At 64.2% G+C, this 20,733-nt stretch carries 20 protein-coding genes and 1 pseudogene; 13 read left to right on the top strand and 8 right to left on the bottom strand.

All coding sequences use genetic code 11. The annotated features are described in order from the left end of the window. The first annotated feature begins 134 nt into the window (after positions 1-134). Together C1A35_RS22420 and C1A35_RS22425 are read left to right on the top strand one after the other, a co-directional pair. Positions 135-1,340 (top strand): NAD(P)/FAD-dependent oxidoreductase, encoded by a 1,206-nt coding sequence (locus C1A35_RS22420; RefSeq protein WP_104666483.1) that lies wholly within the window; start codon positions 135-137, stop codon positions 1,338-1,340. Continuing rightward, the gene (locus C1A35_RS22425; RefSeq protein WP_104666484.1) at positions 1,340-2,218 is read left to right on the top strand and encodes a xylose isomerase; all 879 of its coding nucleotides are present in this window, start codon (positions 1,340-1,342) and stop codon (positions 2,216-2,218) included. Before C1A35_RS22420 ends, C1A35_RS22425 begins: the two co-directional genes overlap by 1 nt. On the opposite strand, the gene C1A35_RS22430 is transcribed toward C1A35_RS22425, so the two are convergent. Next, positions 2,211-3,152, bottom strand: coding sequence for a LysR family transcriptional regulator (locus C1A35_RS22430; RefSeq protein ID WP_104666485.1), 942 nt, complete (start codon positions 3,150-3,152; stop codon positions 2,211-2,213). The genes C1A35_RS22425 and C1A35_RS22430 overlap by 8 nt on opposite strands. Positions 3,153-3,304: 152 nt before the next feature. On the opposite strand from C1A35_RS22430, the gene C1A35_RS22435 reads away from it, so the two are divergent. From C1A35_RS22435 to pcaD, 9 genes are all read left to right on the top strand, one after another. Next, positions 3,305-4,486, top strand: coding sequence for a muconate/chloromuconate family cycloisomerase (locus C1A35_RS22435; RefSeq protein WP_104666486.1), 1,182 nt, complete (start codon positions 3,305-3,307; stop codon positions 4,484-4,486). A gap of 10 nt (positions 4,487-4,496) precedes the next feature. Then, a complete protein-coding gene (gene catC / locus C1A35_RS22440) occupies positions 4,497-4,787 on the top strand; it encodes a muconolactone Delta-isomerase (protein ID WP_104666487.1) in 291 nt (96 codons plus the stop codon). A 75-nt stretch (positions 4,788-4,862) separates the two neighbouring features. Then, a complete protein-coding gene (gene catA / locus C1A35_RS22445; RefSeq protein WP_104666488.1) occupies positions 4,863-5,801 on the top strand; it encodes a catechol 1,2-dioxygenase in 939 nt (312 codons plus the stop codon). 100 nt (positions 5,802-5,901) lie between these two features. Then, positions 5,902-7,260 carry a Rieske 2Fe-2S domain-containing protein gene (locus tag C1A35_RS22450; RefSeq protein ID WP_104666489.1) on the top strand — a complete coding sequence of 453 codons (1,359 nt, stop codon included), beginning with the start codon at positions 5,902-5,904 and terminating at the stop codon, positions 7,258-7,260. After that, a complete protein-coding gene (benB, locus tag C1A35_RS22455; RefSeq protein WP_104666490.1) occupies positions 7,257-7,745 on the top strand; it encodes a benzoate 1,2-dioxygenase small subunit in 489 nt (162 codons plus the stop codon). Before C1A35_RS22450 ends, benB begins: the two co-directional genes overlap by 4 nt. A 39-nt stretch (positions 7,746-7,784) precedes the next feature. Next, positions 7,785-8,807 carry a benzoate 1,2-dioxygenase electron transfer component BenC gene (gene benC / locus C1A35_RS22460; RefSeq protein WP_104666491.1) on the top strand — a complete coding sequence of 341 codons (1,023 nt, stop codon included), beginning with the start codon at positions 7,785-7,787 and terminating at the stop codon, positions 8,805-8,807. Further along, positions 8,804-9,592 (top strand): benzoate diol dehydrogenase BenD, encoded by a 789-nt coding sequence (gene benD, locus C1A35_RS22465; RefSeq protein WP_104666492.1) that lies wholly within the window; start codon positions 8,804-8,806, stop codon positions 9,590-9,592. Before benC ends, benD begins: the two co-directional genes overlap by 4 nt. Positions 9,593-9,632: 40 nt before the next feature. After that, on the top strand, positions 9,633-10,967 hold the full coding sequence (locus C1A35_RS22470) for an MFS transporter (RefSeq protein ID WP_104666493.1): 1,335 nt from the start codon (positions 9,633-9,635) through the stop codon (positions 10,965-10,967). Between the two features lie 166 nt (positions 10,968-11,133). Beyond that, positions 11,134-11,919 carry a 3-oxoadipate enol-lactonase gene (gene pcaD, locus C1A35_RS22475; protein WP_104666494.1) on the top strand — a complete coding sequence of 262 codons (786 nt, stop codon included), beginning with the start codon at positions 11,134-11,136 and terminating at the stop codon, positions 11,917-11,919. A gap of 37 nt (positions 11,920-11,956) precedes the next feature. Here pcaD and C1A35_RS22480 read toward each other — a convergent pair whose 3' ends face one another. Further along, positions 11,957-12,361 carry a cupin domain-containing protein gene (locus C1A35_RS22480; RefSeq protein WP_104666495.1) on the bottom strand — a complete coding sequence of 135 codons (405 nt, stop codon included), beginning with the start codon at positions 12,359-12,361 and terminating at the stop codon, positions 11,957-11,959. 242 nt (positions 12,362-12,603) lie between these two features. Then, the gene (locus C1A35_RS22485; RefSeq protein ID WP_104666496.1) at positions 12,604-13,662 is read right to left on the bottom strand and encodes an alpha/beta hydrolase family protein; all 1,059 of its coding nucleotides are present in this window, start codon (positions 13,660-13,662) and stop codon (positions 12,604-12,606) included. A gap of 137 nt (positions 13,663-13,799) precedes the next feature. Here C1A35_RS22485 and C1A35_RS22490 point away from each other — a divergent pair, with 137 nt between their 5' ends. Further along, positions 13,800-14,831, top strand: a complete 1,032-nt coding sequence (locus C1A35_RS22490) for a helix-turn-helix domain-containing protein (RefSeq protein ID WP_104666670.1) — start codon at positions 13,800-13,802, stop codon at positions 14,829-14,831. Between the two features lie 93 nt (positions 14,832-14,924). On the opposite strand, the pseudogene C1A35_RS22495 reads toward C1A35_RS22490, so the two are convergent. From C1A35_RS22495 to C1A35_RS22505, 3 genes and pseudogenes are all read right to left on the bottom strand, one after another. Next, positions 14,925-16,100: pseudogene (locus C1A35_RS22495) on the bottom strand (Do family serine endopeptidase); the annotation flags it as partial. A gap of 186 nt (positions 16,101-16,286) precedes the next feature. After that, on the bottom strand, positions 16,287-16,733 hold the full coding sequence (locus tag C1A35_RS22500) for a hypothetical protein (RefSeq protein WP_104666498.1): 447 nt from the start codon (positions 16,731-16,733) through the stop codon (positions 16,287-16,289). 425 nt (positions 16,734-17,158) lie between these two features. Beyond that, positions 17,159-18,304 (bottom strand): citrate synthase, encoded by a 1,146-nt coding sequence (locus C1A35_RS22505; RefSeq protein WP_234822953.1) that lies wholly within the window; start codon positions 18,302-18,304, stop codon positions 17,159-17,161. Positions 18,305-18,364: 60 nt separating this feature from the next. Here C1A35_RS22505 and C1A35_RS22510 point away from each other — a divergent pair, with 60 nt between their 5' ends. Continuing rightward, complete coding sequence (locus C1A35_RS22510; RefSeq protein WP_104666671.1) at positions 18,365-19,456, top strand: citrate synthase/methylcitrate synthase; 1,092 nt, start codon at positions 18,365-18,367, stop codon at positions 19,454-19,456. A gap of 114 nt (positions 19,457-19,570) precedes the next feature. On the opposite strand, the gene minE is transcribed toward C1A35_RS22510, so the two are convergent. Both minE and minD read right to left on the bottom strand, forming a co-directional pair. Beyond that, the gene (gene minE, locus C1A35_RS22515; protein ID WP_034798387.1) at positions 19,571-19,831 is read right to left on the bottom strand and encodes a cell division topological specificity factor MinE; all 261 of its coding nucleotides are present in this window, start codon (positions 19,829-19,831) and stop codon (positions 19,571-19,573) included. Next, positions 19,828-20,643, bottom strand: coding sequence for a septum site-determining protein MinD (gene minD, locus C1A35_RS22520; protein WP_104666499.1), 816 nt, complete (start codon positions 20,641-20,643; stop codon positions 19,828-19,830). The genes minE and minD overlap by 4 nt, the downstream gene beginning before the upstream one ends. Positions 20,644-20,733: the final 90 nt, after the last annotated feature.

A 20,733-nucleotide genomic window follows, 5' to 3' on the forward strand; every position in this document is an offset into this window, starting at 1 on the left:
TGATCCGACGCGCGGCGCTGTGGGCCGGCGCATGTCTCCTGCCTGCGCCGGCCACCTTTTTCCCTAAGCGGGATGAGGAAAAGTGCGGTTTTCCGCCCGCATCCCGTTCCACCCATGATTTATGGAGCCATGCCATGGACCGCATCGTCATCATCGGCGCCGGGGAATCCGGCACGCGCGCGGCCTTTGCGCTGAGGGAATCCGGGTTTACCGGCAGCGTCACGCTGGTCGGCACCGAACCGCATCTGCCCTATGAGCGCCCGCCGCTGTCGAAACCTGTCAACGGCGCGGTGCAGATGAAGCCGATCTGCGGCGCCGAGGCTCTGAAGGCTGCCGGCATCGACTATCTCCAGGGCGTATCGGCGCTGAACGTCGATCCGCATGCCCGGTCCGTGGCCTTGAGCGCGGGGGGAACGCTCACCTATGACAAGCTGCTGCTTTCCACTGGTGCCCGCCCGAGACGGCTGACGTGTCCCGGCTCGGAGCGCGCGCTTGATTTCCGCACCTTAGGCGATGCCGAAACCATCTTTTCGCGTGCCGCGGCAGGGCAGAACGTTGCGATCATCGGTGGTGGTCTGATCGGCATGGAGCTCGCGGCGGTGCTGCGCGGCAAGGGCATAGATGTCGGCATTATCGAAATGGCGCCGAAGCCGCTCGGACGCGCGGTTCCGGCACGCTTTGCTGCAAGGTTCCACGCCCGGCACCAGGCCGAAGGTGTCGGCTTCCATCTCGGGCAGGGCATCGCCGAAATCACCGACGATGCGGTTGTTCTCGCCGACGGCGGCAAGGTGCCGGCCGATATCGTCGTCGCGGCGATCGGCGTCCAGCCGGACACAGCACTTGCCGAGGCGGCAGGGATTGCCGTCGGCAACGGTATCCTGACGGACGGTCATCTGCGCACCAGCGACCCGAACATCTATGCGTCAGGCGATTGCGCCGCCGTGGCCCAGCCGGGCGGCGGCCATGTGCGGTTTGAAAGCTGGCGCAATGCCCGCGCCCAGGCGGAGGCAGCGGCCCGCAACATGGCCGGCGGCAAGGAGATCTTTGCCGCGATCCCCTGGTTCTGGACTGATCAATACGATCTCGGCCTGCAGGTGGCGGGCCTGCCGCATCCGGACCATCAAAGCGTGATACGCCAACTCGAAGGCGGCGAACTCGAATTCTACCTCGATGGTGGGTGCCTCGTCGCGGCCGCAGGCCTTGGTGTCGGCAATGGCCTCGCCAAGGAGATCAAGCTGGCGGAAATGCTGATCGCCGCCGGCATCAGCCCCGATCCGGCAGTGCTCGCCGATCCCGGCGTGAACCTCAAGTCGCTCTTGAAAAGCGCGCGGGCGGCCTGATGCAGAACCTGCTTGTCTTTCAGTCGCTCTGGGCCATGGAGCGCCGGCATCCGGACGGACACGAGCGCAGTCTTGAAGAAAACATCGCTGCCATCGTCGAGGCCGGGTTCGACGGCATCAGCGCGCACTACACCAGCCGCCATGACGTTGTGCGCCTCAACGAAGCGATCCGCGGCACCGGCTTGAAGATCGAGGGCGTCTGCTTTCCGAGAAGCGTCGAGGATCTGCGCCTGACGCTGGAACTGGCCTCGGAGTTCCCGGTGAGCCATATCGACCTGCAGGCCGACATTCGTCCACGCAGGGTCGAGGATTGCCTGCCCCTGCTCGACGGCTGGATGCGGCTTGCAGAGCAGGCGCGTGTTCCCGTCTACGTCGAAACCCATCGCCACCGGATCACCAGCGACCTGCTGTTCACGCTCGACCTGCTCGACCGGCGGCCCGATCTGCCGCTCTTGGCCGACCTCTCGCATTACCTGGTCGGCCGCGAATTCGCCTTTCCGGTCGAGGACGAAAGCCACGCCCAGATCCGGCGCGTCCTAGACAATGCCAGGGCGTTCCACGGCCGCATCGGTTCGTGCCAGCAGATCCAGATCGAGCTTTCCTTTGCGCAGCATCGACCATGGCTGGAGCTCTTCCGTAACTGGTGGGCCTGCGGTTTCCGGAAATGGCGCGCCCGCGCCGCTGACGATGCCGAGCTGGTCATGACCTGCGAGCTTGGCCCCAGGCCCTATGCGATTACCGACAGGCACGGCAACGACACGACCGACCGCTGGGCCGAGGCGCTTCTGCTGCGCGAGATGGTCCGTGAAATCTGGGCGGAGAGCGCCATGCTCCCGGCGCGTGAAACAAGGGATTTGACGCCTGAAGTCGTCACTTAACGAAGGATGGCCGGAATGGCAGATTGTGCTCGAGGCCGAGCCAGGGCGGGTTCTCCGCATACATTTCGACGATCAGATCCTTGATCAGCTCGATATGGCGTGAATTGTCGCCGGCCCGATGGTTGAGAATGACCGGCGAGGTCGCACGTTCGCCCTCGACCATGCGATAATGCACGTCCGAGCGGACCTGCCGGGCCGAAGAGGGCACGACGCAGAGGCCGGCTTCCGAGGCGACGAGGCCAAGGGCGCTCTGGATCTCGCGCACTTCATGCACCTCGGCCGGGCGCACATCCTCAGCGTGAAGCAGGCTGAGCACGTGATCGGCATAACTCGGGCGCGGTTCCTTGGGATAGACGATCAGCTTCTGACCGTTGAGCGCGCTCAAGGGCAGCGGAGACGTCTCAGCAGCCAGTGGCGTGCCCTGGGGTATTGCGATCGCAAGGCGCTCCTCGCGCATGAGGATGCCGACGACATTGGGATCGTTGTGGTGGAGCCGGCCGAAGCCGACATCGATCCGGCCTTCCTTCAGCGCCGCGATCTGCTGCACCGACACCATCTCGAGCAGCCTGATGTCGAGCTCCGGCGCGTTCTGGCGCAGCTTGCGCACGAGCGTCGGCAACCCGCCATAGAGCGTGGAGGCGACGAAACCGATCGACAGCACGCGGTTCTGGTTGAGGCCGACGCGGCGCGTCGCCTCCACCATCTGCTCGACTCTCCCCAGAACTTGCAGCGACTGCTCGTAAAACAGCCGGCCTGCTTCCGTCAGCCGCACCGGCCGGCTCTTGCGGATGATCAGCGGCACGCCCAGTTCTTCCTCAAGCAGCTGGATCTGCCGGCTCAAGGGCGGCTGGGCTATGTGCAGCTGCTCGGCGGCGCGGGTGAAATTGCGCTCACGGGCGACGGCGACGAAGTAGCGAAGCTGGCGCAGATCCAATGTTACAGCCTTTATTTTCCTACCATTGCGGTATGTTGCAGTGCGGCAAGCGCATGAATGCACGTAATCTTTGCCATACTATACCGTGAAGGTATCATAGATAACCTATTTGGTGTTGGACGTCACGCGCTGCGTGGGCGCACATTCAGGTCATGAACACGACCCTTGCACCCCTTGCTCCGACCGCAGCCCTGGCCCCCGTCGTCGAACGGGTCGAAACGATACTGGTCGACCTGCCGACGATCCGGCCGCACAAGCTCTCGGTCGCGACCATGACCGGCCAGACACTGATGCTGGTGAAGGTTCATTGCAGCGACGGCACGGTTGGCATCGGCGAAGGCACGACGATCGGCGGGCTCGCTTATGGCGGCGAAAGCCCGGAATCGATGAAGCTTTCGATCGATACCTATTTCGCGCCTGTCATGGTTGGCGAGGACGCGACCCGCGTGAAGGCGCTGATGGCGCGCATCGGCAAGGCGGTGAAGGAAAACCGCTTCGCCAAGTGTGCAATCGAAACGGCGCTGCTCGACGCCCATGGAAAGCGCCTGGGTCTGCCGATCAGCGAACTACTCGGCGGCGCGCTGCGCAAGCGGCTGCCGGTCGCATGGACACTGGCGTCGGGCGATACCGCCAAGGATATTGCCGAAGCAGAGACAATGCTCGACCTTCGCCGCCACCGGATCTTCAAGCTGAAGATCGGTGCCAGGCCGTTGAAGGACGACATCGCCCATGTGGCGGAGATCAAGAAGGCGCTCGGCGACCGCGGCGCGGTGCGCGTCGACGTCAACATGGCCTGGAGCGAATTCGAGGCCGCCTACGGCATGGCCGCGCTTGCCGACGCCGGTTGCGAACTGGTCGAGCAGCCGGTTGCATCGACCGCGGCACTCGGGCGCCTCGTCCGCCGCTTTCCGGTGGCGCTGATGGCCGACGAGTCGCTGACCGGGCCTGAATCGGCCTTCGAGATTGCCAAGACCAAGGGTGCCGACGTCTTTGCCGTCAAGATCGAGCAGAGCGGCGGGCTGTTCAATGCCCAGCGCGTGGCGGCGATCGCCGATGCCGCCGGCATCGAACTCTACGGCGGCACGATGCTGGAAGGTGGCATCGGCACGGTGGCGTCAGCCCACGTATTTTCCACCTTCACCAATCTGCAATGGGGCACGGAACTCTTTGGCCCGCTGCTGTTGACCGAGGAAATCCTGTCGACCCCGCTCGATTACAGCGACTTCGAACTGACGGTGCCAGACGGGCCGGGGCTCGGGATCGAACTTGATGAAGACCGGTTGAAGTTCTTTGCGCGCGACGGGCTGCGCAAGACGATCAGCGTTGCGAAGTGAGGATCGGCCCATGCTGTTTCACGTACGAATGGACGTTCGCATTCCCCATGACTTTCCGGCTGAGCAGGCAGCGGAAATCATCGCCCGGGAAAAGGCCTATTCGCAATGGCTGCAGCAGAGCGGCAAGTGGCGGCATATCTGGCGGATCGCGGGCGAGTACGCCAACTACAGCGTCTTTGACGTCAAGGACAATGCCGAGCTGCACGAGATCCTCTTGGGCCTGCCGCTCTTCAAATTCATGCAGATCGAAGTGACGCCGCTGCTTCGGCATCCGTCGTCGGTCCGCGAGGACGATAGCTAGATTTTTGTGCGTGCCGCGGCCGGGAGGTTTGGCAAGCGGCTTGAGCTTCAAGACAATCCAAGTGGAGGATTTGATATGAGTGTGAAGATTTTCGACAAGCCGGAGACTCAAGCTTTCCTGCAGATCTTGAGCGGCCTCGACAAGGACGGCGGCAATCCGCGCGTCAAGGAGATCGTGCACCGGCTGATGTCGGACCTGTTCAAGGCGATCGACGATCTCGACATCACCCCAGACGAATACTGGACCGGCATTGCCTGGCTGAATGAAATCGGTGCGGCCGGCCAGGCTGGCCTGATTTCGCCCGGCCTCGGCCTCGACCATTTCCTCGATGAACGCCTAGACGCGATCGACGAAGCGCTCGGCATCGAGAATCAGACGCCGCGAACGATCGAAGGTCCGCTCTATGTCGCCGGCGCGCCGGCCTCGGAAGGGTTTGCCCGCCTCGATGACGGCCGCGACACCAATGGCCAGACGCTGATCATGCACGGCACCGTCTACGATGCCGCCGGCGAACCGCTGAAGGGCGCGACCGTCGAGGTCTGGCACTGCGATACCCGCGGCTTCTATTCGCACTTCGACCCGACCGGCCTGCAGGCGCCGTTCAACATGCGCCGCACGATCGTGACCGACGCCAAGGGCTGTTACAAGTTCCAGAGCATCGTGCCGCACGGATACGGCGTGCCCCCGGGCAGCCCGACCGAACAGCTGCTTTCCGCCCTTGGCCGCCACGGCCAGCGCCCGGCCCATATCCATTTCTTCATCAGCGCCGACGGCCATCGCAAGCTGACGACCCAGATCAACATCGCCGGCGACCCGCTGGTCAACGATGACTTCGCCTATGCCACCCGCGACGGCCTGGTGCCCGATGTCACCGAGCGCACCGACGAAGCGAGCATCAAGGCGAACGGTCTTTCCGGTCCCTTCGCCGAAATCGAATTCGACATCCATCTGACCTCACTGGTCAATGGCGTCGACAACCAGATCAACGAGCAGCGCAAGCGCGCCGCCGCCTGATCGTTGCCGCGGCGGCCGAACAAGCCGCCGCACCCTGACATCAGACATTGTTGCAATCGCTAGAGCCGAGCACGGATCAGCCGTTTGCGGGAGAAGAACCATGTCCGCAGTTATCGACAAAGCCCAAGCCCTCGACGACCTGCTCGCAACCGCGGTCGAGGACGATCACGAAGCCGGCACGTTCCGCTGCCGCCGCGACATCTTCACCAACGAAGACCTCTTCGAGCTGGAGATGAAGCACATCTTCGAAAGCAACTGGGTCTATCTCGCCCATGAGAGCCAGATCCCCGAGAACAACGACTATTACACCACCTATATCGGCCGGCAGCCGGTTGTCGTCACCCGCGACAAGACGGGCGAATTGCACGCCGTCATCAATGCCTGTGCACATCGCGGCGCCATGCTCTGCCGGCGCAAGCACGGCAACAAGGGCAGCTTCACCTGTCCCTTCCATGGCTGGACGTTCTCCAACACCGGCAAGCTCCTGAAGGTGAAGGACGAGAAGACCACGCAGTATCCGCCGCAGTTTGCGAAAGACGGTTCGCACGACCTGAAGCGCGTTGCCCGTTTCGAGAGCTATCGCGGCTTCCTCTTCGGCAGCCTCAACCCGGACGTTTCCTCGCTCGAAGACTATCTCGGCGAAACCAAGGTCATCATCGACCAGATCGTCGACCAGGCGCCGGGTGGCCTCGAGGTACTACGCGGCAACTCTTCCTACATCTACGACGGGAACTGGAAGCTGCAGATGGAGAACGGCTGCGACGGCTATCACGTCAGCTCCGTTCACTGGAACTATGCGGCCACCATGGGCCGGCGCAACGAGGAGGGCACAAAGGCGGTCGACGCCTCTAGCTGGAGCCGCTCGGTCGCCGGTGTCTACGGTTTCGACAACGGCCACATCCTGCTTTGGACCAACACCATGAACCCCGAGGTCCGGCCGATCTACAGCCACCGCGAGGAGATCAAGTCTCGTGTCGGCGAGGTCCAGGCGGATTTCATCGTCAATCAGACCCGCAACCTCTGCCTCTATCCGAACGTGTTCCTGATGGACCAGTTCAGCACGCAGATCCGCGTGACCCGTCCGATTAGCGTCGACAAGACCGAGATCAGCATCTTCTGCTTTGCGCCGAAGGGTGAAAATGCGGCCGATCGCACGCTGCGCATCCGCCAATACGAAGATTTCTTCAACGTCTCCGGCATGGGCACGGCCGACGACCTCGAGGAATTCCGCGCCTGCCAGCAGGGCTATGCCGGCATCACCGCGCTCTGGAACGATCTCTCTCGCGGTGCGCCGCTCTGGATCGACGGTCCGGACGAGAACGCCAAGCGCATGGGCATCGAACCCTTGCTCTCGGGCGAGCGCAGCGAAGACGAAGGCCTCTTCGTCCGCCAGCACGAATATTGGGCGAAGGTGATGCGCACAGCACTCGCCTCCAAAAAGCAGGGAGCGGTCGCATGAGGATCTCCTATGACACCGCCTGCGCCTTCCTCTACCGCGAAGCACGTCTGCTCGACGACCGTGAGTGGGACGAATGGCTGACCTGTTACGCGCCCGACGTCACCTATTGGATGCCGGCCTGGGACGATGACGATCAGCTGACCGAGGACCCGCAGTCCGAGATCTCGTTGATCTTCTATCCGAGCCGCGATGGCCTCGAAGATCGTGTCTTCCGCATCAAGACCGAGCGTTCGGGCGCCTCCACGCCGGAGCCGCGCACCAGCCACAACGTCACCAATGTCGAGCTTGTGGCCGACCGCGGCGAGGAGGCGGACTTCCGCTACAACTTCCACACGCTCAACCACCGCTACAAGGTCACCGACCATTTCTTCGGCACCATGTTCGTCACGCTGCGCAAGAGCGGCGATGGGCTGGTGATTTCGCAAAAGAAGATCGTGCTGAAGAACGACTACATCCGCCAGGTCATCGACGTCTACCACATATGACCGTCGTCACCTGACAAGACAGGACTGGGAGGAGCAACCATGGCCAGCTACAGGATCGCTTTGAATTTCGAGGACGGCGTCACCCGCTTCGTCGAATGCAGGGACGATGAGAAGGTGCTCGACGCTGCCTTCCGCAACAAGATCAACCTGCCGATGGACTGTTCCGACGGCGTCTGCGGCACCTGCAAGTGTCGCGCTGAAAGCGGCACCTACGATCTCGGCGACGACTTCATCGACGATGCCCTGACATCGGACGAGGCTGAAGGCGGCCTGGTTCTGACCTGCCAGATGAAACCGTCGAGCGACTGCGTCATCGCGGTGCCGACGACGTCGGCCGCCTGCAAGACCGGGCAGCAGAAATTTGCCGCGACCGTGGCGCGTATCATCCCGCACAATGATGCGGCGATCGTGCTGGAGCTGGACGCGGACGCAGCCCCCGCCTTTCTGCCCGGCCAATACGTCAACATCGACGTGCCCGGCTGCGGCCAGAGCCGCTCCTATTCCTTCTCCTCGGCTCCGGGCGAAACGCGTCTCGGCTTCCTGATCAAGAAGATCCCGGGCGGGCTGATGAGCATCTGGCTGGAGCGTGCCGAGGTCGGCACGAAACTCGAACTGACCGGGCCGCTTGGCAGTTTCTACCTGCGGGAGGTCCAGCGCCCGCTGCTGTTGCTCGCTGGCGGCACCGGCCTGGCGCCGTTCCTGTCGATGCTCGAGCAACTCGCCCGAACGAACCCTGACCAGAAGGTGCATCTGATCTACGGCGTCACCCGCGATCTCGATCTGGTGCTGGTCGACCATATCGAAGCCTATGCGAAGCGGCTTCCCAACTTCACCTTCTCAACGGTCGTGGCGGATGCCGCCTCCGGCCATCCGCGCAAGGGCTGGGTCACCCAGCACATGCCCGAGGACGTGCTGAACGGCGGCGATGTCGACGTCTATCTCTGCGGCCCGCCGCCGATGGTCGACGCCGTGCGCAAGCACTTCGACGACACCGGCGTGAAACCCAACAGTTTCCACTATGAGAAGTTCACGCCGAACGTCGCGGCGAAGGAGGCGGCATGAGCTCCGCTCGTTTCGAAGGACGCTTTGCTGGCAAAGCAATCGTGGTCACCGGCGCTGCACAAGGGATCGGGCGCGCCGTGGCGCTGCGTGCCGCCGCCGAGGGCGGCCGGGTCCTGTTCGTCGACCGCGCCGATTTCGTCGCCGAGGTGGCGGCGGAAGCGGGCAGCGAACGGACGGCCGCCTTTGTGGCCGATCTCGAAACCCATGAGGGGGCGGCTGCGGCCATGCATTTTGCCGCCGAACGCTTCGGCGGCATCGACATCCTGATCAACAATGTCGGCGGCGCGATCCGCATGCGCCCCTTTTCGGAGTTCGAACCGCAGCAGATCGATGCCGAAATCCGCCGCTCGCTGATGCCGACGCTCTATTGCTGCCATGCGGTGCTGCCGCACCTCTTTACCCGCGGCGGCGGTGCCATCGTCAACGTCTCGTCGAACGCCACGCGCGGCATCCACCGCGTGCCCTATTCGGCAGCCAAGGGCGGGGTCAACGCCCTCACCCAGTCGCTGGCGATGGAGCTTGCGGACCGCAACATCCGCGTTGTGGCGACAGCACCAGGAGGCACCGAGGCGCCGCCACGCCGCATCCCGCGCAATGCCGAGGGCGACAATGAGGCCGAGAAGGCCTGGATGGACGATGTCGTCGCGCAGGTGAAGCAGTCGAGCTTCATGAAGCGCTACGGCAGCATCGAGGAGCAGGTGGCTCCAATCCTGTTCCTGGCCTCCGACGAGGCCTCCTACATCACCGGCAGCGTGCTGCCGGTCGCCGGCGGTGACCTCGGCTGACAAGACCTTACCTTTCAACGCGCTAAGACCTGGGGAGGAGATGATGCGTACGATCGATGTGAATGAAGCGATAGACGGGAGCCCGCTTGGGGGCTTCCAATGGATGGTGGTGGTGCTCTCGGCGCTGCTTTTGATCGTCGACGGTTACGACGTCTTCGTCGCCGGCACGGTGCTGCCGACGCTGATCGCCGAATGGGGCCTGAGCAAACCGCAGGCCGGCGCGCTGCAGGCCTGGGCGCTGTTCGGCATGATGTTCGGGGCGCTGATCTTCGGTCCACTCGCCGACCGGATCGGCCGCAAGAAGGGCATCGCGATCAGCTTCCTGCTGTTTACGGTCTCCACGCTTCTGACCGGCTTTGCCAGTTCGCCGGAGCAGTTCAAGATCTTCCGGTTTTTTGCCGGTCTCGGCTGCGGCGGCTTGATGCCCAATGCCGTGGCGCTGATGAACGAGTATGCGCCGAAGCGTCTGCGCGGTACCCTGGTGGCACTGATGTTCTCCGGCTATTCGGTCGGCGGCATGGTCGCGGCCGGCCTCGGCATCGGCCTCATCCCGTCCTATGGCTGGAAGCCGATGTTCTTCATCGCCGCCGTGCCGCTGCTGCTTTTGCCTGTCATTCTCTGGAAGCTGCCGGAATCGCTCGGCTTCCTCATTCGCCAGGGCAAGCAGGAGGAGGCGAAGCGCATCTATGCGAAGATCGATCCGAACACGCGTCTTGATGCCGCTGACAGGCTGGTCTTCTCCGAGACGAAGGGTGCCTCGGCATCAGTCCTGGAACTCTTCCGCCATCAGCGCACGCTTCGTACCGTCATGCTGTGGGTCGCGTTCTTCTGCTGCCTGCTGCTCGTCTATCTCCTGTCGTCCTGGCTGCCGAAGGTGCTGCAGGAAGCCGGTTATGCCGAGAAGGCAAGCCTGCTCAGCCTCTTCTCGCTGAATTTCGGCGGCATGGTCGGCGCGATTGCCGGCGGCTGGCTCGGAGACCGGTTCGGCCTGCCGAAGGTGGTCGTTGGCTTCTTCGTCGCGGCCGCGTTCTCGATCGCGCTGATCGGCTTCAGTCTGCCGCCGGCGCTGCTGTTCCTGATGGTGTTCATTGCCGGCGCCACCACGATAGGCACGCAGATCCTGCTCTATGCCAGCGTGGCGCAACTCTACAATCTCTCGGTGCGCTCCACCGGGCTTGGCTGGGCCTCCGGTGTCGGCCGCATCGGCGCCATTGTCGGGCCGACGCTCGGCGGCGTGCTTCTGGCGCAGGAGTTTCCGCTGCAGCAGAACTTTGCGATCTTCGCCATACCGGCGGCGATCTCGGCTGTCGCAATGCTCATCTTCGCGGTCAGCAACGCCCGCCGCGTCGAGGTCACGCAATTGGCAACGGCATAGACGGCGGCGCTGGTATCCGGATCACGAAAGGGTCCGGCCGCCATCCCTTGAGCGCGCTCTATTGGCTTCTACCTATTGCAGCGCGCGTGACAGCTGAGGCGTGCCGTCGCGCCAAGAATAACGGAGCCGCCATCGTTGGCGGCTTTTACGATCGGAGTTCTCTTTCATGGCCTATCTCGACCTGTCCAGCCACCGGCTTCACTACCGCATCGACGGTGACCAAGAGGGCAACGCGCCCTGGCTGCTGTTCTGCAACTCGCTCGGGACCGACCTCGCCATGTGGGATGCGCAGGTCGCCGATCTGTCGCCGCATTTCCGCGTGCTGCGCTACGATCGCCGCGGCCACGGCCGCTCCTCGGCGCCGCCACCGCCCTTTGCGCTTGCCGATCTCGGCCGTGATGTAATTGCCTTGCTGGATGCGCTCGGGATCGAAAAGGCGCATTTCTGCGGCCTGTCGATCGGAGGTCTGACCGGGCAATGGCTGGGGATCCATGCCGGGCGTCGTCTGGACAGGATCGTGCTCTGCGCGACGGCGGCGCGTATCGGCACAGCCGAAGGCTGGGCCGCGCGCATTGGCAGCGTGAGAGCGGACGGTCTTGCGGCTTTGACCGCCGCCACGGCCGAACGCTGGTTCAGCCCGGAATTCGCAGCCGGCCATCGTGAAGCAGTCGATCGCGTCATCGAGAGCTTCACCGCCACCTCGACCGACGGCTATATCGGCGGCTGCACGGCACTGGCGAGGGCGGATTTGCGCGAGCACATCGCTGCGATCGCCAATCCCTTGCTGGCGATTTCCGGCAACGGCGATCCGGTATGTCCGCCGGCAGACCTCGAAAACATAGCTGCTCTCGTGCAGCGAGGCCGGCATCTGTCGCTGCCGGGGCGCCATATCGTCAACATCGAGTCCGCGTCCCTGTTCAACGCCGCGCTGCTGGAGTTCCTCCACGTCTGAAGGCGCTCCAGCGGCGCCACGTCGATCAACGCAGTGCCTATTTGACGGGAACGAGAAGCGGCGCGTCCTTGGTGACGATGTAGGTCGCCAGTTCCGACGCCCGGGCGGTGCCGACGTTCTTTGCCACATGGGCAACACCGGCCGGAATGAACAGCGCCTGGCTCGCCTGAAGTGTTACCGGCGCCTGGCCCTCGAGCTGGTATTCCAGCGAACCTTCGAGCACATAGGCGATTTCTTCGCCCGGATGCGAATGCTTGATCGAGGCGGTGCCCGGCTCGATATCGACGCGGACCTGCACGGCTTCGTGTCCGGGCACGCTGATCTCGTTCTTGATCAGGTCGGTGCGCTGAATGCCCTGCATCTGCTGGGCTTCCGCGACGCGAAGCGTCGTCAGGCTGCCGACGATCAGCAATGCCGCGGCGATGATATGGCTCGTTTTCATAGGATCCTCCGTCTTGGGGTTGGTCGCATGTGCGTCGTTGGAAGCACGCTGATTTGAGCGGAGGCGTGTATGGCCTGTGTGTCGGCCGGGCGGCGCTTTTGTAAGCCTTTGTATGTCGCGGCCATAGGAACCGGCGATGGCCGCTCTTGGCTATCTGGTTGCGCGAAGCGGGACGGTGCGCCGATATCTGCTCGGGCTGACGGCGATCCGCATCGCCGTCAGCCTTGCTCTCTCGCCAAGCGCTATTCGCCAAGGCTCTGCTGCAATGCCTCGCGGGCAAGCTTGATGATATCCGCATGGATGTCGGTACGGGCGCGCCCGGTCGGTTCGCAGATCGGATCGACCTCGCCGACGGATTTCAACCGCTCGGTTGCGCCATCCTTGCATTCCGGCAGGAAACTGAAATGGTCGGCCCCGGCGATCGCGGCATAGGAGCTCTTCGGCGTCAGCGCCGCCAGCGGCTTGGAGGCGACGGCCAAGGGCAGGGTCTCCGCGCTGCCGAGATTGATGAAATGCATCGGGATCTCGATCGTCTTCAGGCTTTCGTCCCGATAGGCCTGGGCGAGGCCCGGATCGACCAGAACCGCCGCCTTGATGCGCCGGTCGAGGTTTGACTGTTCGAAGCGTGCCTTGTCGAGGGTGCGAAGATCGAGCTTGTCGACCGCGACCGGGATGTCGTCGACATAGCCCTTTCCGCCGGAAAACCAGGCGCAATCCCATTTCGTGTAGCTGTCGCAATAGCGGGCATAGGCCTCGAGGCTCGCCTGCGCGCCGGATATTTCCATGGCCGTCGAGCCTCCGAGCGAAAAGCCGAGGACGGCGATGCGGTCGGCGTCGATGACCCTGTTCCATTCGCCGTCGCCGGTGAGCTTGTCGATGACCGCCGAGAGGTCGGCCGTGCGCTCCCAGAGCTTCGGCGTGTTGGCGGGCGTCGAGTCGCCGCTGGTCGTGCCGGGATGGTTGGGCCCGGCGACGATGAAGCCGGCTTCCGCAAGTGCCGTCGCCAGCCAGCTCATGGCTTGAACGCGGCCCCCGGAACCGTGCGAAACAACGACCAGCGGGAACGGTCCCGGAAGGGAAGGGGCGTTTCTTGCGGCCTCTGTTCCCTTGAAGATCTGGTTGTCGCCGACAAGTGTGGTCTCGCCGCCGGCGGCAGCCGGATACCAGATCGAAACGGCGAGGTCCCGGCCCCGCTCGGGAGCCGGAACGCTGATTTCGCGCACGCCGACATCATGGGCCTGCGCGGGAGTGGCAACGGCCAGGATGAAGACGGCGGCGGGCAGAAACTGGAGGAGGGGCATGAGGATCTCGCTGTTGAAAAAGACGGCCGATCGTCGCCGGCGTCGCGTCTATCCGCGTCCTCGATCGTGATTGAGGTCGTCCCGAATCGCGATCTGGGCCATGACTTGCCCGGTTGTTCGCGCCAAAGGACCCGTTCTTGATCTTCCTGCCGTTACCCTTCGTCGTCGCCTTGCTGCTCCTCACACTGCTCGCGATCATAGTGCGCGGCGACGAGCCTGAGCGGCGCAACTGGCCGTTTCTGGCCTTGATCGCGCTTTGCGCCCTCCAGTCCGTGATCGTCGGCCTGCGCTGGGGTTATGACGTCACGGCGTTGAAATTTGTCTTGCCGGTGCTCGCAAGCGGCGCGCCGCCCCTGGTGCTTGCAAGTTTTCACAGCCTGATCCGCAGGGAGGAGCGAGGCGGGCCCGGTGGCGCGTGGATCCACGCGACGCCGACGATCGGTGTTCTCCTGCTGGTGCTGCTTGCTCCGCAATATATCGATTTCGCACTGATCGTCGAATATGTCGGCTATGCGCTGGCGCTCCTGAACATGGCGCGCACCGGTACGGACGCCCTAGACGAAGCTCGTTTCGAAGGCGCCGTCGCGGCGTACCGTGCCTTGGTCATTGCCGCCTTCTCGCTCTGCCTGTCGACCCTTTTCGATCTTGCGATCATTCTGGATTTCGAGTGGACGAAGGGGGAGAACATCGGCCTCATCGTCAGCAACGCGAATTTGCTGGGATTGCTCTTCATCGGGGGCACGGCCATGGTTGCCGACCGCGCGCGTGCGCTTCCGGTGGCGAATGCGATCGTCGATGAGGAGCCGGCATCCCTGCCGCAGGATCGCGAAATCCTGGACCGGATCGACCACCTGCTCGTCAGCCAGAAACTGGCGCGTGACGAGAACCTCACTTTGTCGCGTCTTGCGCGGCGCGCGGGCCTGCCGGCCCGGCAGATATCGATTGCGGTCAATCGCCTGGCGGGCAAGAACGTCTCGCAGTACATCAACGATTTCCGCATTGCCGAAGCCTGCCGGCTGCTGCGCGAGACCGACATGTCGGTGACTTCGGCAATGCTCGAATCCGGCTTCCAGACGAAATCCAACTTCAATCGCGAATTCCGCCGGGTCACCGCCCTGAGCCCGGTCGCCTGGCGCGAACAGAACCGGGCCGGGGCGCTTGCCGCCTGATTGCGAGCGGCAAGGCCATGCCCGGACGCGAGGCGGCCGGGCATGGTCAAAGATGGAGATGAAGCGTGCCGCCCTATCCGGCCGCGAGCGCTACTGCTGATCCGCGGCATTGTCGCCGATGGTGATCGCAACGTCCTTCGTCTTGCCGGTCCGCCATACGCTCAGGTTCTTCGAGGTGCCGGGCGAGAGATCGGCAACCATGCGCGACAGGTCGCGCGGCGACTTGACCGGGTTGCCGCCAAGCGCGGTGATGACGTCGCCCGCCTTGAGGCCGGCCTTGGCGGCAGGCGTTCCGCCGTTGACGCCGGCAACAAGGGCGCCCTGAGGCTCAGCAAGGCCGATGGCGTCGGCGATGTCGGCCGTGACCGGCTGGATCTGCACGCCGATGAAGCCGTGCCGGATCGAGCCGTCCTTCATCAGCTCAGTGACGACCTTCCGGGCCTGGTCGGAGGGGATGGCGAAGCCGACGCCGACGCTGCCACCGTTCGGTGAGTAGATGGCCGTGTTGATCCCGACCACCTTGCCCTGACCATCGACCAGCGGGCCGCCGGAATTGCCGCGGTTGATCGGTGCATCGATCTGGATGAAGTCGTCATAGGGGCCGCTGTTGAGGTCGCGGCCGCGCGCCGAGACGATCCCCGCCGTCACCGTCGTGCCGATGCCGAACGGGTTGCCGATGGCCAGCACCTGGTCGCCAACGCGCAAGGCGTCGGAATCGCCCCAGGCAACCGTCGCAAGCGGCTTCGGCGCCTTGATCTTCAGCACGGCGAGGTCGTTCTTCGGGTCGGCGCCGACAAGCTTGGCGGCCACTTGCGTGCCGTCGTCGAGGGTGACGGTGATGCTCGATGCCTTGTCGATGACGTGGTTGTTGGTGACGATGTAGCCGTCGGCGGCCACGATGAAGCCGGAGCCGAGCGCTTCGGCCCGCTGAGCCTGACGCTGCTCGGGGGCCTGTTCCGGCATCGGAATGCCCTGGTCGCGGAAGAACTGGCGGAACTGCTCGTCGAAGGGCGAGTTTCCGCCGGGCTCTGGCGTTTCATCGGAGCCGGCGTTTTCGGCCTTGATCACGGTCGTGACGGTGACGACCGCCGGCTTGTCCGTCGACACGATCGGCGCAAAGGAGCCGCTTGATGGGGCCGGAACCGCAACGGCCGGGCCGGGCGCGGCGGCCACGTCATGGCCTGAAAAGGCGGCCACGGACAAGGGCGCAATGATGACGGCTGCGCCGAGGAGGGCGGCAGCGCGATACCTCACGAGAATGTTTGACATGATCCAGTTCCTTTCGCTGCCTGTTTGCCGGACGAGCGTGCTCGGGCGCAGCCCGGGGCAGCCGGGTCTGCGGCGTGGCGTCGGCCGGCTTCGGTTGAAGGGTCGTGTTGGTTGCCGTGAACCTTGCGAGATCCCCGTGCCAACGGTTGAGGCCCACCCGAAAGCCGGGTGAGCCTCTGCCTGTCGTCAGGCCATTCGGGCGATGTCACGGTCGAGGTGACGAACGTCGCCCTGGAGGCGAGCATAGGATCGGGCCGGCAGCATGCCGTTGTGGGCGGCGGCGGTCTTCAAGGCTTCGGAGCGCACGGCGCCGTCCTCGCGTTCGAGCTTCCTGTAGTTTGCGGCCGTCAGCTTGCCCTGCTCGCGATCGGCGGTGATGCGGTGATTGTCGACATTGAGTTCATCAAGGACGCGATCGAGCCGCGACGATGCCATGTGAACAGGTACCCGATAGACAGGCATGGCTGGCGTCGTCATGTCGTCCTCGCCGAAAATGCCCTGGTTGTAATCGCCGGTGTAAGCACCCTTGTCGCTGTCGCGGCCGACGTCGTGATGATCGGCCGCAAAGGCGGCGCCGCTCAGGAGGACGAGGGCGAGGGTTGCGATTGTGGTGGTCTTGAGGGACGAGCGCATATCTGCATCTCCTGAATCCAAGGAAGCGCCATGCGCTTCCGTTCGAGGCTGTCTCCTATTGTCGCGTCACGGCCGAAGCGGTCGCCGGCAATATTCAGCCTCGAAGTGAAGGTATTACGTCCGATCTGCGTCGTCATGTTAATAGTATGTAATATTTCTGAAAGCATCATCGGAATGATGCTTCATTAACATTATTTAATAATCCGGATCTTGCTGGTGCGCCCTGGGGGTTATTCTCGGAGTGGCAGTGCATGCTCCTTGAAAGGTCGAGCCTGCATCTTCTTCCGTGGCGCGTTCAGTTGGCGAGGCGCGCCGGGTCGACGCCAGAGCGCCGTGCGTTCGACCGAACGCACAAGGGACGCTCCGGCACTTTGATTCCAGAGCATCTTTCCGCCTGCAGTGGCTCCCCTTGAAAGCGGGAGGCTCTAGGAGCCGGCATAGTGGGCGCGGGGGCGGATCAGGTCGCCGCTTTCGATCTGCTCCATCGCATGGGCGAGCCAGCCGACGGTGCGCGCCAGCGCGAAAATGACCAGGGGCGCATCGTCGGGAAGGGCATGGGCCGCCGCCAGCGCTGCCAGCGCGAAGTCGACATTGGCGGGCTCTCCGAGCAGTTCTTCACCGGCTTCGGCCAAGGTGACGTAGAGCGCCGGCACGTCGAAACTTGCCATGATCGCCTTGGCGCGCGGATCGCCGTCGGGATAGAGCCTATGACCAAAGGCCCGCACGACGCCCTCGGAGGAAAGCATTCCCCGGATCGCTTCGCGCACACCACTCGCCGCCGCCTGTTCGGCAAGCCGGGTGACGCTCAGCCAGGCGCCGCCATGCCGGGGTCCTGTGAGGGTGGCAAGGCCCGAAAGCGTCGCGGCGGAAAGCGCTGCTCCCGAGGACGCCGTGACGCGGGCCGCGAAGGCCGAAACGTTGAGTTCGTGTTCCGCCGTCAGCGCAAGGCATCGCCGGATCGGCTCCGCCGCCTCGGGCCGTCCCCAACCCAGCGCCAGCCGCTCGTGCAGCGGCAGGGTTTCCCGCGACGGTGCAAGTCCCGCCGCGACGGTCGCGAGCACGTCGGCGGCCTCGGCCTTCAATATGGTCGGCCGCCGACCGAGCGCGGGCAGGTCGCCTTCGATCCGTGCGGCTAGGCGCGCGAAGGTTGCAGCCAGCCGCGATTGGTCGCCGCCATGATCGCCAGCGGGTACGCTCACGGTCTCGGATGATAGCCAAAGCAGCGTCGCAACATCTTCCAGCTTTGCGCCGCTGGAGAGTTCGACCGCATCATGGCCGCGATAGAAAAGCCTGCCGCCGGCGATGCTAGAAATCGTCGTCGGCAGCATCGGCTCGCCCCAGCGGATTGCTTCGGCAGCGACCGCCGCCGCCTGGCGCCGCCCGGCGTGGCGTTCCGCCAGTCGCTTGACGTCGTCGACCTGGTAGAGGCTGCGGCGCGGGTCGGCCGGGTCGGGCTTGGCGCGAATGCGTCCGCGGCTGACATTGGCATAGAGCGTCTGCCGCTTGCTGCCGAGCGTGGCGAGTGCCTCTTCGGCGGTGATCCAGAGTGTCTTCATATTGATCAATTGCATCAAGATTGACGTCAATAGGTCTAGGTCGGATCATTCTCCGCGTAAAGGAGAAACTTGATGATGAAGAACGGACTTGAAGACGTCGTCGCCGCCGAAACGCAACTCTCCCATGTCGATGGCGAGGCGGGGCAATTGATCATCCGCGGCGTCTCGCTCGATCACCTGGCCGGCCACGCGAGCTATGAGGATGTCGTCGCGCTGTTGTTCGGCGGACTGCTGGGGCAGGCCTATGACCGCGCCGAACTCGCCAGACGCCTCGGGGAGATGCGGGCGGAAGTGTTCGCCCATGTTGGCGCCGTTGACGGTCCGCTGCTGGAGTTGCCACCGGTCGACATCATGCGCGCGCTGATCGCCCGCCTGCCCGATGGGGACGATCTCGATACGGCGCTTCGTCTGCTCGCCGCCCCCGCCGTCTTCCTGCCGGCGGCGCTGCGCCTGAAGCTGGGCGAGGCACCGGTCGCGCCGAAGCCGGCATTGTCGCATTCCGCCGATATCCTCGCGATGCTCGGCGACAGAATGCCGAGCAAACAGGAAGTGGCGGCCCTCGACGCCTATCTCGTGACGATTTCGGACCACGGCCTCAACGCCTCGACCTTTGCCTCGCGCGTGGTCGCGTCCACCAAGGCCGGCCTCACCTCTTCGGTGCTTGCCGCGATCGGCGCGCTCAAGGGGCCGCTTCACGGCGGCGCGCCCGGGCCCGTGCTCGATATGCTGGAGGCGATCGGGACGGCGGAGAACGCGGAAGCCTGGCTCCTCGACGCGCTCGACCATGGCGAACGGCTGATGGGTTTTGGCCATCGCGTCTATCGTGTCCGCGACCCGCGTGCCGATGCGCTGAAAGGCGCGCTGAAACGGCTGACCACCGCCGACCCGGCGAGCCATCACCGTATTCAGCTGGCGGAAGCGGTCGAGCAGTCGGCGCTCGCCATCCTGAAAGCGCGCAAGCCCGATCGCCCGCTCGACGTCAATGTGGAGTTCTACACGGCGCTGCTGCTCGACGCGCTGAGCTTCCCGCGCGAAGCCTTTACCGGCGTGTTCGCGATCGGCCGCACGGTCGGCTGGATCGCCCACGCCCGCGAGCAGGCGCTGGAAGGCCGCCTCATCCGGCCGCGCTCGCTTTATGTCGGGCCGCTGCCGCAACAGGCGGCCTGAGCAGAAGAGGTGGACTGGTCTTCGGCGCGGCGCCGGAGGTCTGACCCTAGACGAAAACACGGCAGCATCCGCCGGATACTGCCGTGTTGAACTTCCAAAGGGAGAAGGCGGCGTTCAGGCCGCCTTCTTTGCATCGAAGGGGATCTCGATATCGACGGCGAGCGTCGAGACCTGGGGGCCGCGCTCCATCGTGACGCGGACCTTGTCGTCGTCGATCTGCATGTGCTTGGAGATCGCCTGGAGGATCTCGTCGCGCAGTTTGGTGACGAGATCGCTGTCGCCGGCGGATGCGCGCTCATGGGCGAGCAGCACCTGCAGCCGCTCGCGGGCGGCCGGCGCTGACTGGGTGCGGGAGAAGAAACGGAAAAGGTTCATGCCGCTTTCCTTCCGAAAATCTTGCCGAGGAAGCTGCGCTTCTCGCCGGGGATGGTGATCGGCAGGGCTTCGCCCTTGAGCCGGCGCGCAGCGTCGAAGTAGGCGAGTGCCGGCGCGCAACGGTTGTCGGCGAGCGTCACCGGCGAGCCGACGTTGGAGGCGCGCAGCACGTCGGCGCTTTCCGGGATGATGCCCATCAGCGGGATCGACAGGATTTCGAGCACGTCGTCGACCTTGAGCATGTCGCCACGCTCGGCGCGTACCGGGTCGTAGCGGGTGAGCAGCAGGTGTTTTTCCATGCGCTCGCCGTTCTCGGCCTTGAGAGTCTTGGAATCGAGCAGGCCGATGATGCGGTCGGAGTCGCGCACCGACGAGACTTCCGGATTGGTCACGACAATCGCGATGTCGGCATGACGCATGGCCAGCGTCGCGCCGCGCTCGATGCCGGCGGGGCTGTCGCAGATGACCCAGTCGAAGGCGCTCTGAAGGGCGGCGATGACCTTTTCGACGCCTTCCGGCGTCAGGTTGTCCTTGTCGCGGGTCTGCGACGCCGGCAGCAGATAGAGCGTCTCCAGCCGCTTGTCGCGGATCAGCGCCTGCGACAGCTTGGCTTCGCCCTGGATCACGTTGACCAGGTCATAGACGACGCGCCGTTCGGCGCCCATGACGAGATCGAGATTGCGAAGACCGACGTCGAAATCGACGACAACGACCTTCTCGCCGTTCTGAGCGAGTGCGGCGCCCAGTGCGGCGCTGGACGTCGTCTTGCCGACGCCGCCCTTGCCCGATGTAACTACGACTACCTTGCCCATTCGTCTCTCCAAGTATCTAAGAATTCGCCTTCGCCTACGTCCTCGTGACCCCGGCCGGATCGACCTGAATCACCAGATGCGGATGGCAAG

The sequence above is a fragment of the Ensifer adhaerens genome (assembly GCF_002940685.1).
Taxonomy (GTDB): Bacteria; Pseudomonadota; Alphaproteobacteria; order Rhizobiales; family Rhizobiaceae; genus Ensifer; species Ensifer adhaerens_E.

Bases quoted from the DNA above. Each gene is read 5' to 3' on its own strand.
- catA (WP_104666488.1), top strand. From the start codon at position 4,863: ATGAGTGTGAAGATTTTCGACAAGCCGGAGACTCAAGCTTTCCTGCAG.
- benD (WP_104666492.1), top strand. From the start codon at position 8,804: ATGAGCTCCGCTCGTTTCGAAGGACGCTTTGCTGGCAAAGCAATCGTG.
- catC (WP_104666487.1), top strand. From the start codon at position 4,497: ATGCTGTTTCACGTACGAATGGACGTTCGCATTCCCCATGACTTTCCG.
- benC (WP_104666491.1), top strand. From the start codon at position 7,785: ATGGCCAGCTACAGGATCGCTTTGAATTTCGAGGACGGCGTCACCCGC.
- C1A35_RS22505 (WP_234822953.1), bottom strand. From the start codon at position 18,304: ATGCAATTGATCAATATGAAGACACTCTGGATCACCGCCGAAGAGGCA.
- C1A35_RS22500 (WP_104666498.1), bottom strand. From the start codon at position 16,733: ATGCGCTCGTCCCTCAAGACCACCACAATCGCAACCCTCGCCCTCGTC.
- minD (WP_104666499.1), bottom strand. From the start codon at position 20,643: ATGGGCAAGGTAGTCGTAGTTACATCGGGCAAGGGCGGCGTCGGCAAG.
- C1A35_RS22480 (WP_104666495.1), bottom strand. From the start codon at position 12,361: ATGAAAACGAGCCATATCATCGCCGCGGCATTGCTGATCGTCGGCAGC.
- C1A35_RS22420 (WP_104666483.1), top strand. From the start codon at position 135: ATGGACCGCATCGTCATCATCGGCGCCGGGGAATCCGGCACGCGCGCG.
- C1A35_RS22450 (WP_104666489.1), top strand. From the start codon at position 5,902: ATGTCCGCAGTTATCGACAAAGCCCAAGCCCTCGACGACCTGCTCGCA.
- minE (WP_034798387.1), bottom strand. From the start codon at position 19,831: ATGAACCTTTTCCGTTTCTTCTCCCGCACCCAGTCAGCGCCGGCCGCC.
- C1A35_RS22425 (WP_104666484.1), top strand. From the start codon at position 1,340: ATGCAGAACCTGCTTGTCTTTCAGTCGCTCTGGGCCATGGAGCGCCGG.
- C1A35_RS22470 (WP_104666493.1), top strand. From the start codon at position 9,633: ATGATGCGTACGATCGATGTGAATGAAGCGATAGACGGGAGCCCGCTT.
- pcaD (WP_104666494.1), top strand. From the start codon at position 11,134: ATGGCCTATCTCGACCTGTCCAGCCACCGGCTTCACTACCGCATCGAC.
- C1A35_RS22485 (WP_104666496.1), bottom strand. From the start codon at position 13,662: ATGCCCCTCCTCCAGTTTCTGCCCGCCGCCGTCTTCATCCTGGCCGTT.
- C1A35_RS22435 (WP_104666486.1), top strand. From the start codon at position 3,305: ATGAACACGACCCTTGCACCCCTTGCTCCGACCGCAGCCCTGGCCCCC.
- C1A35_RS22510 (WP_104666671.1), top strand. From the start codon at position 18,365: ATGAAGAACGGACTTGAAGACGTCGTCGCCGCCGAAACGCAACTCTCC.
- benB (WP_104666490.1), top strand. From the start codon at position 7,257: ATGAGGATCTCCTATGACACCGCCTGCGCCTTCCTCTACCGCGAAGCA.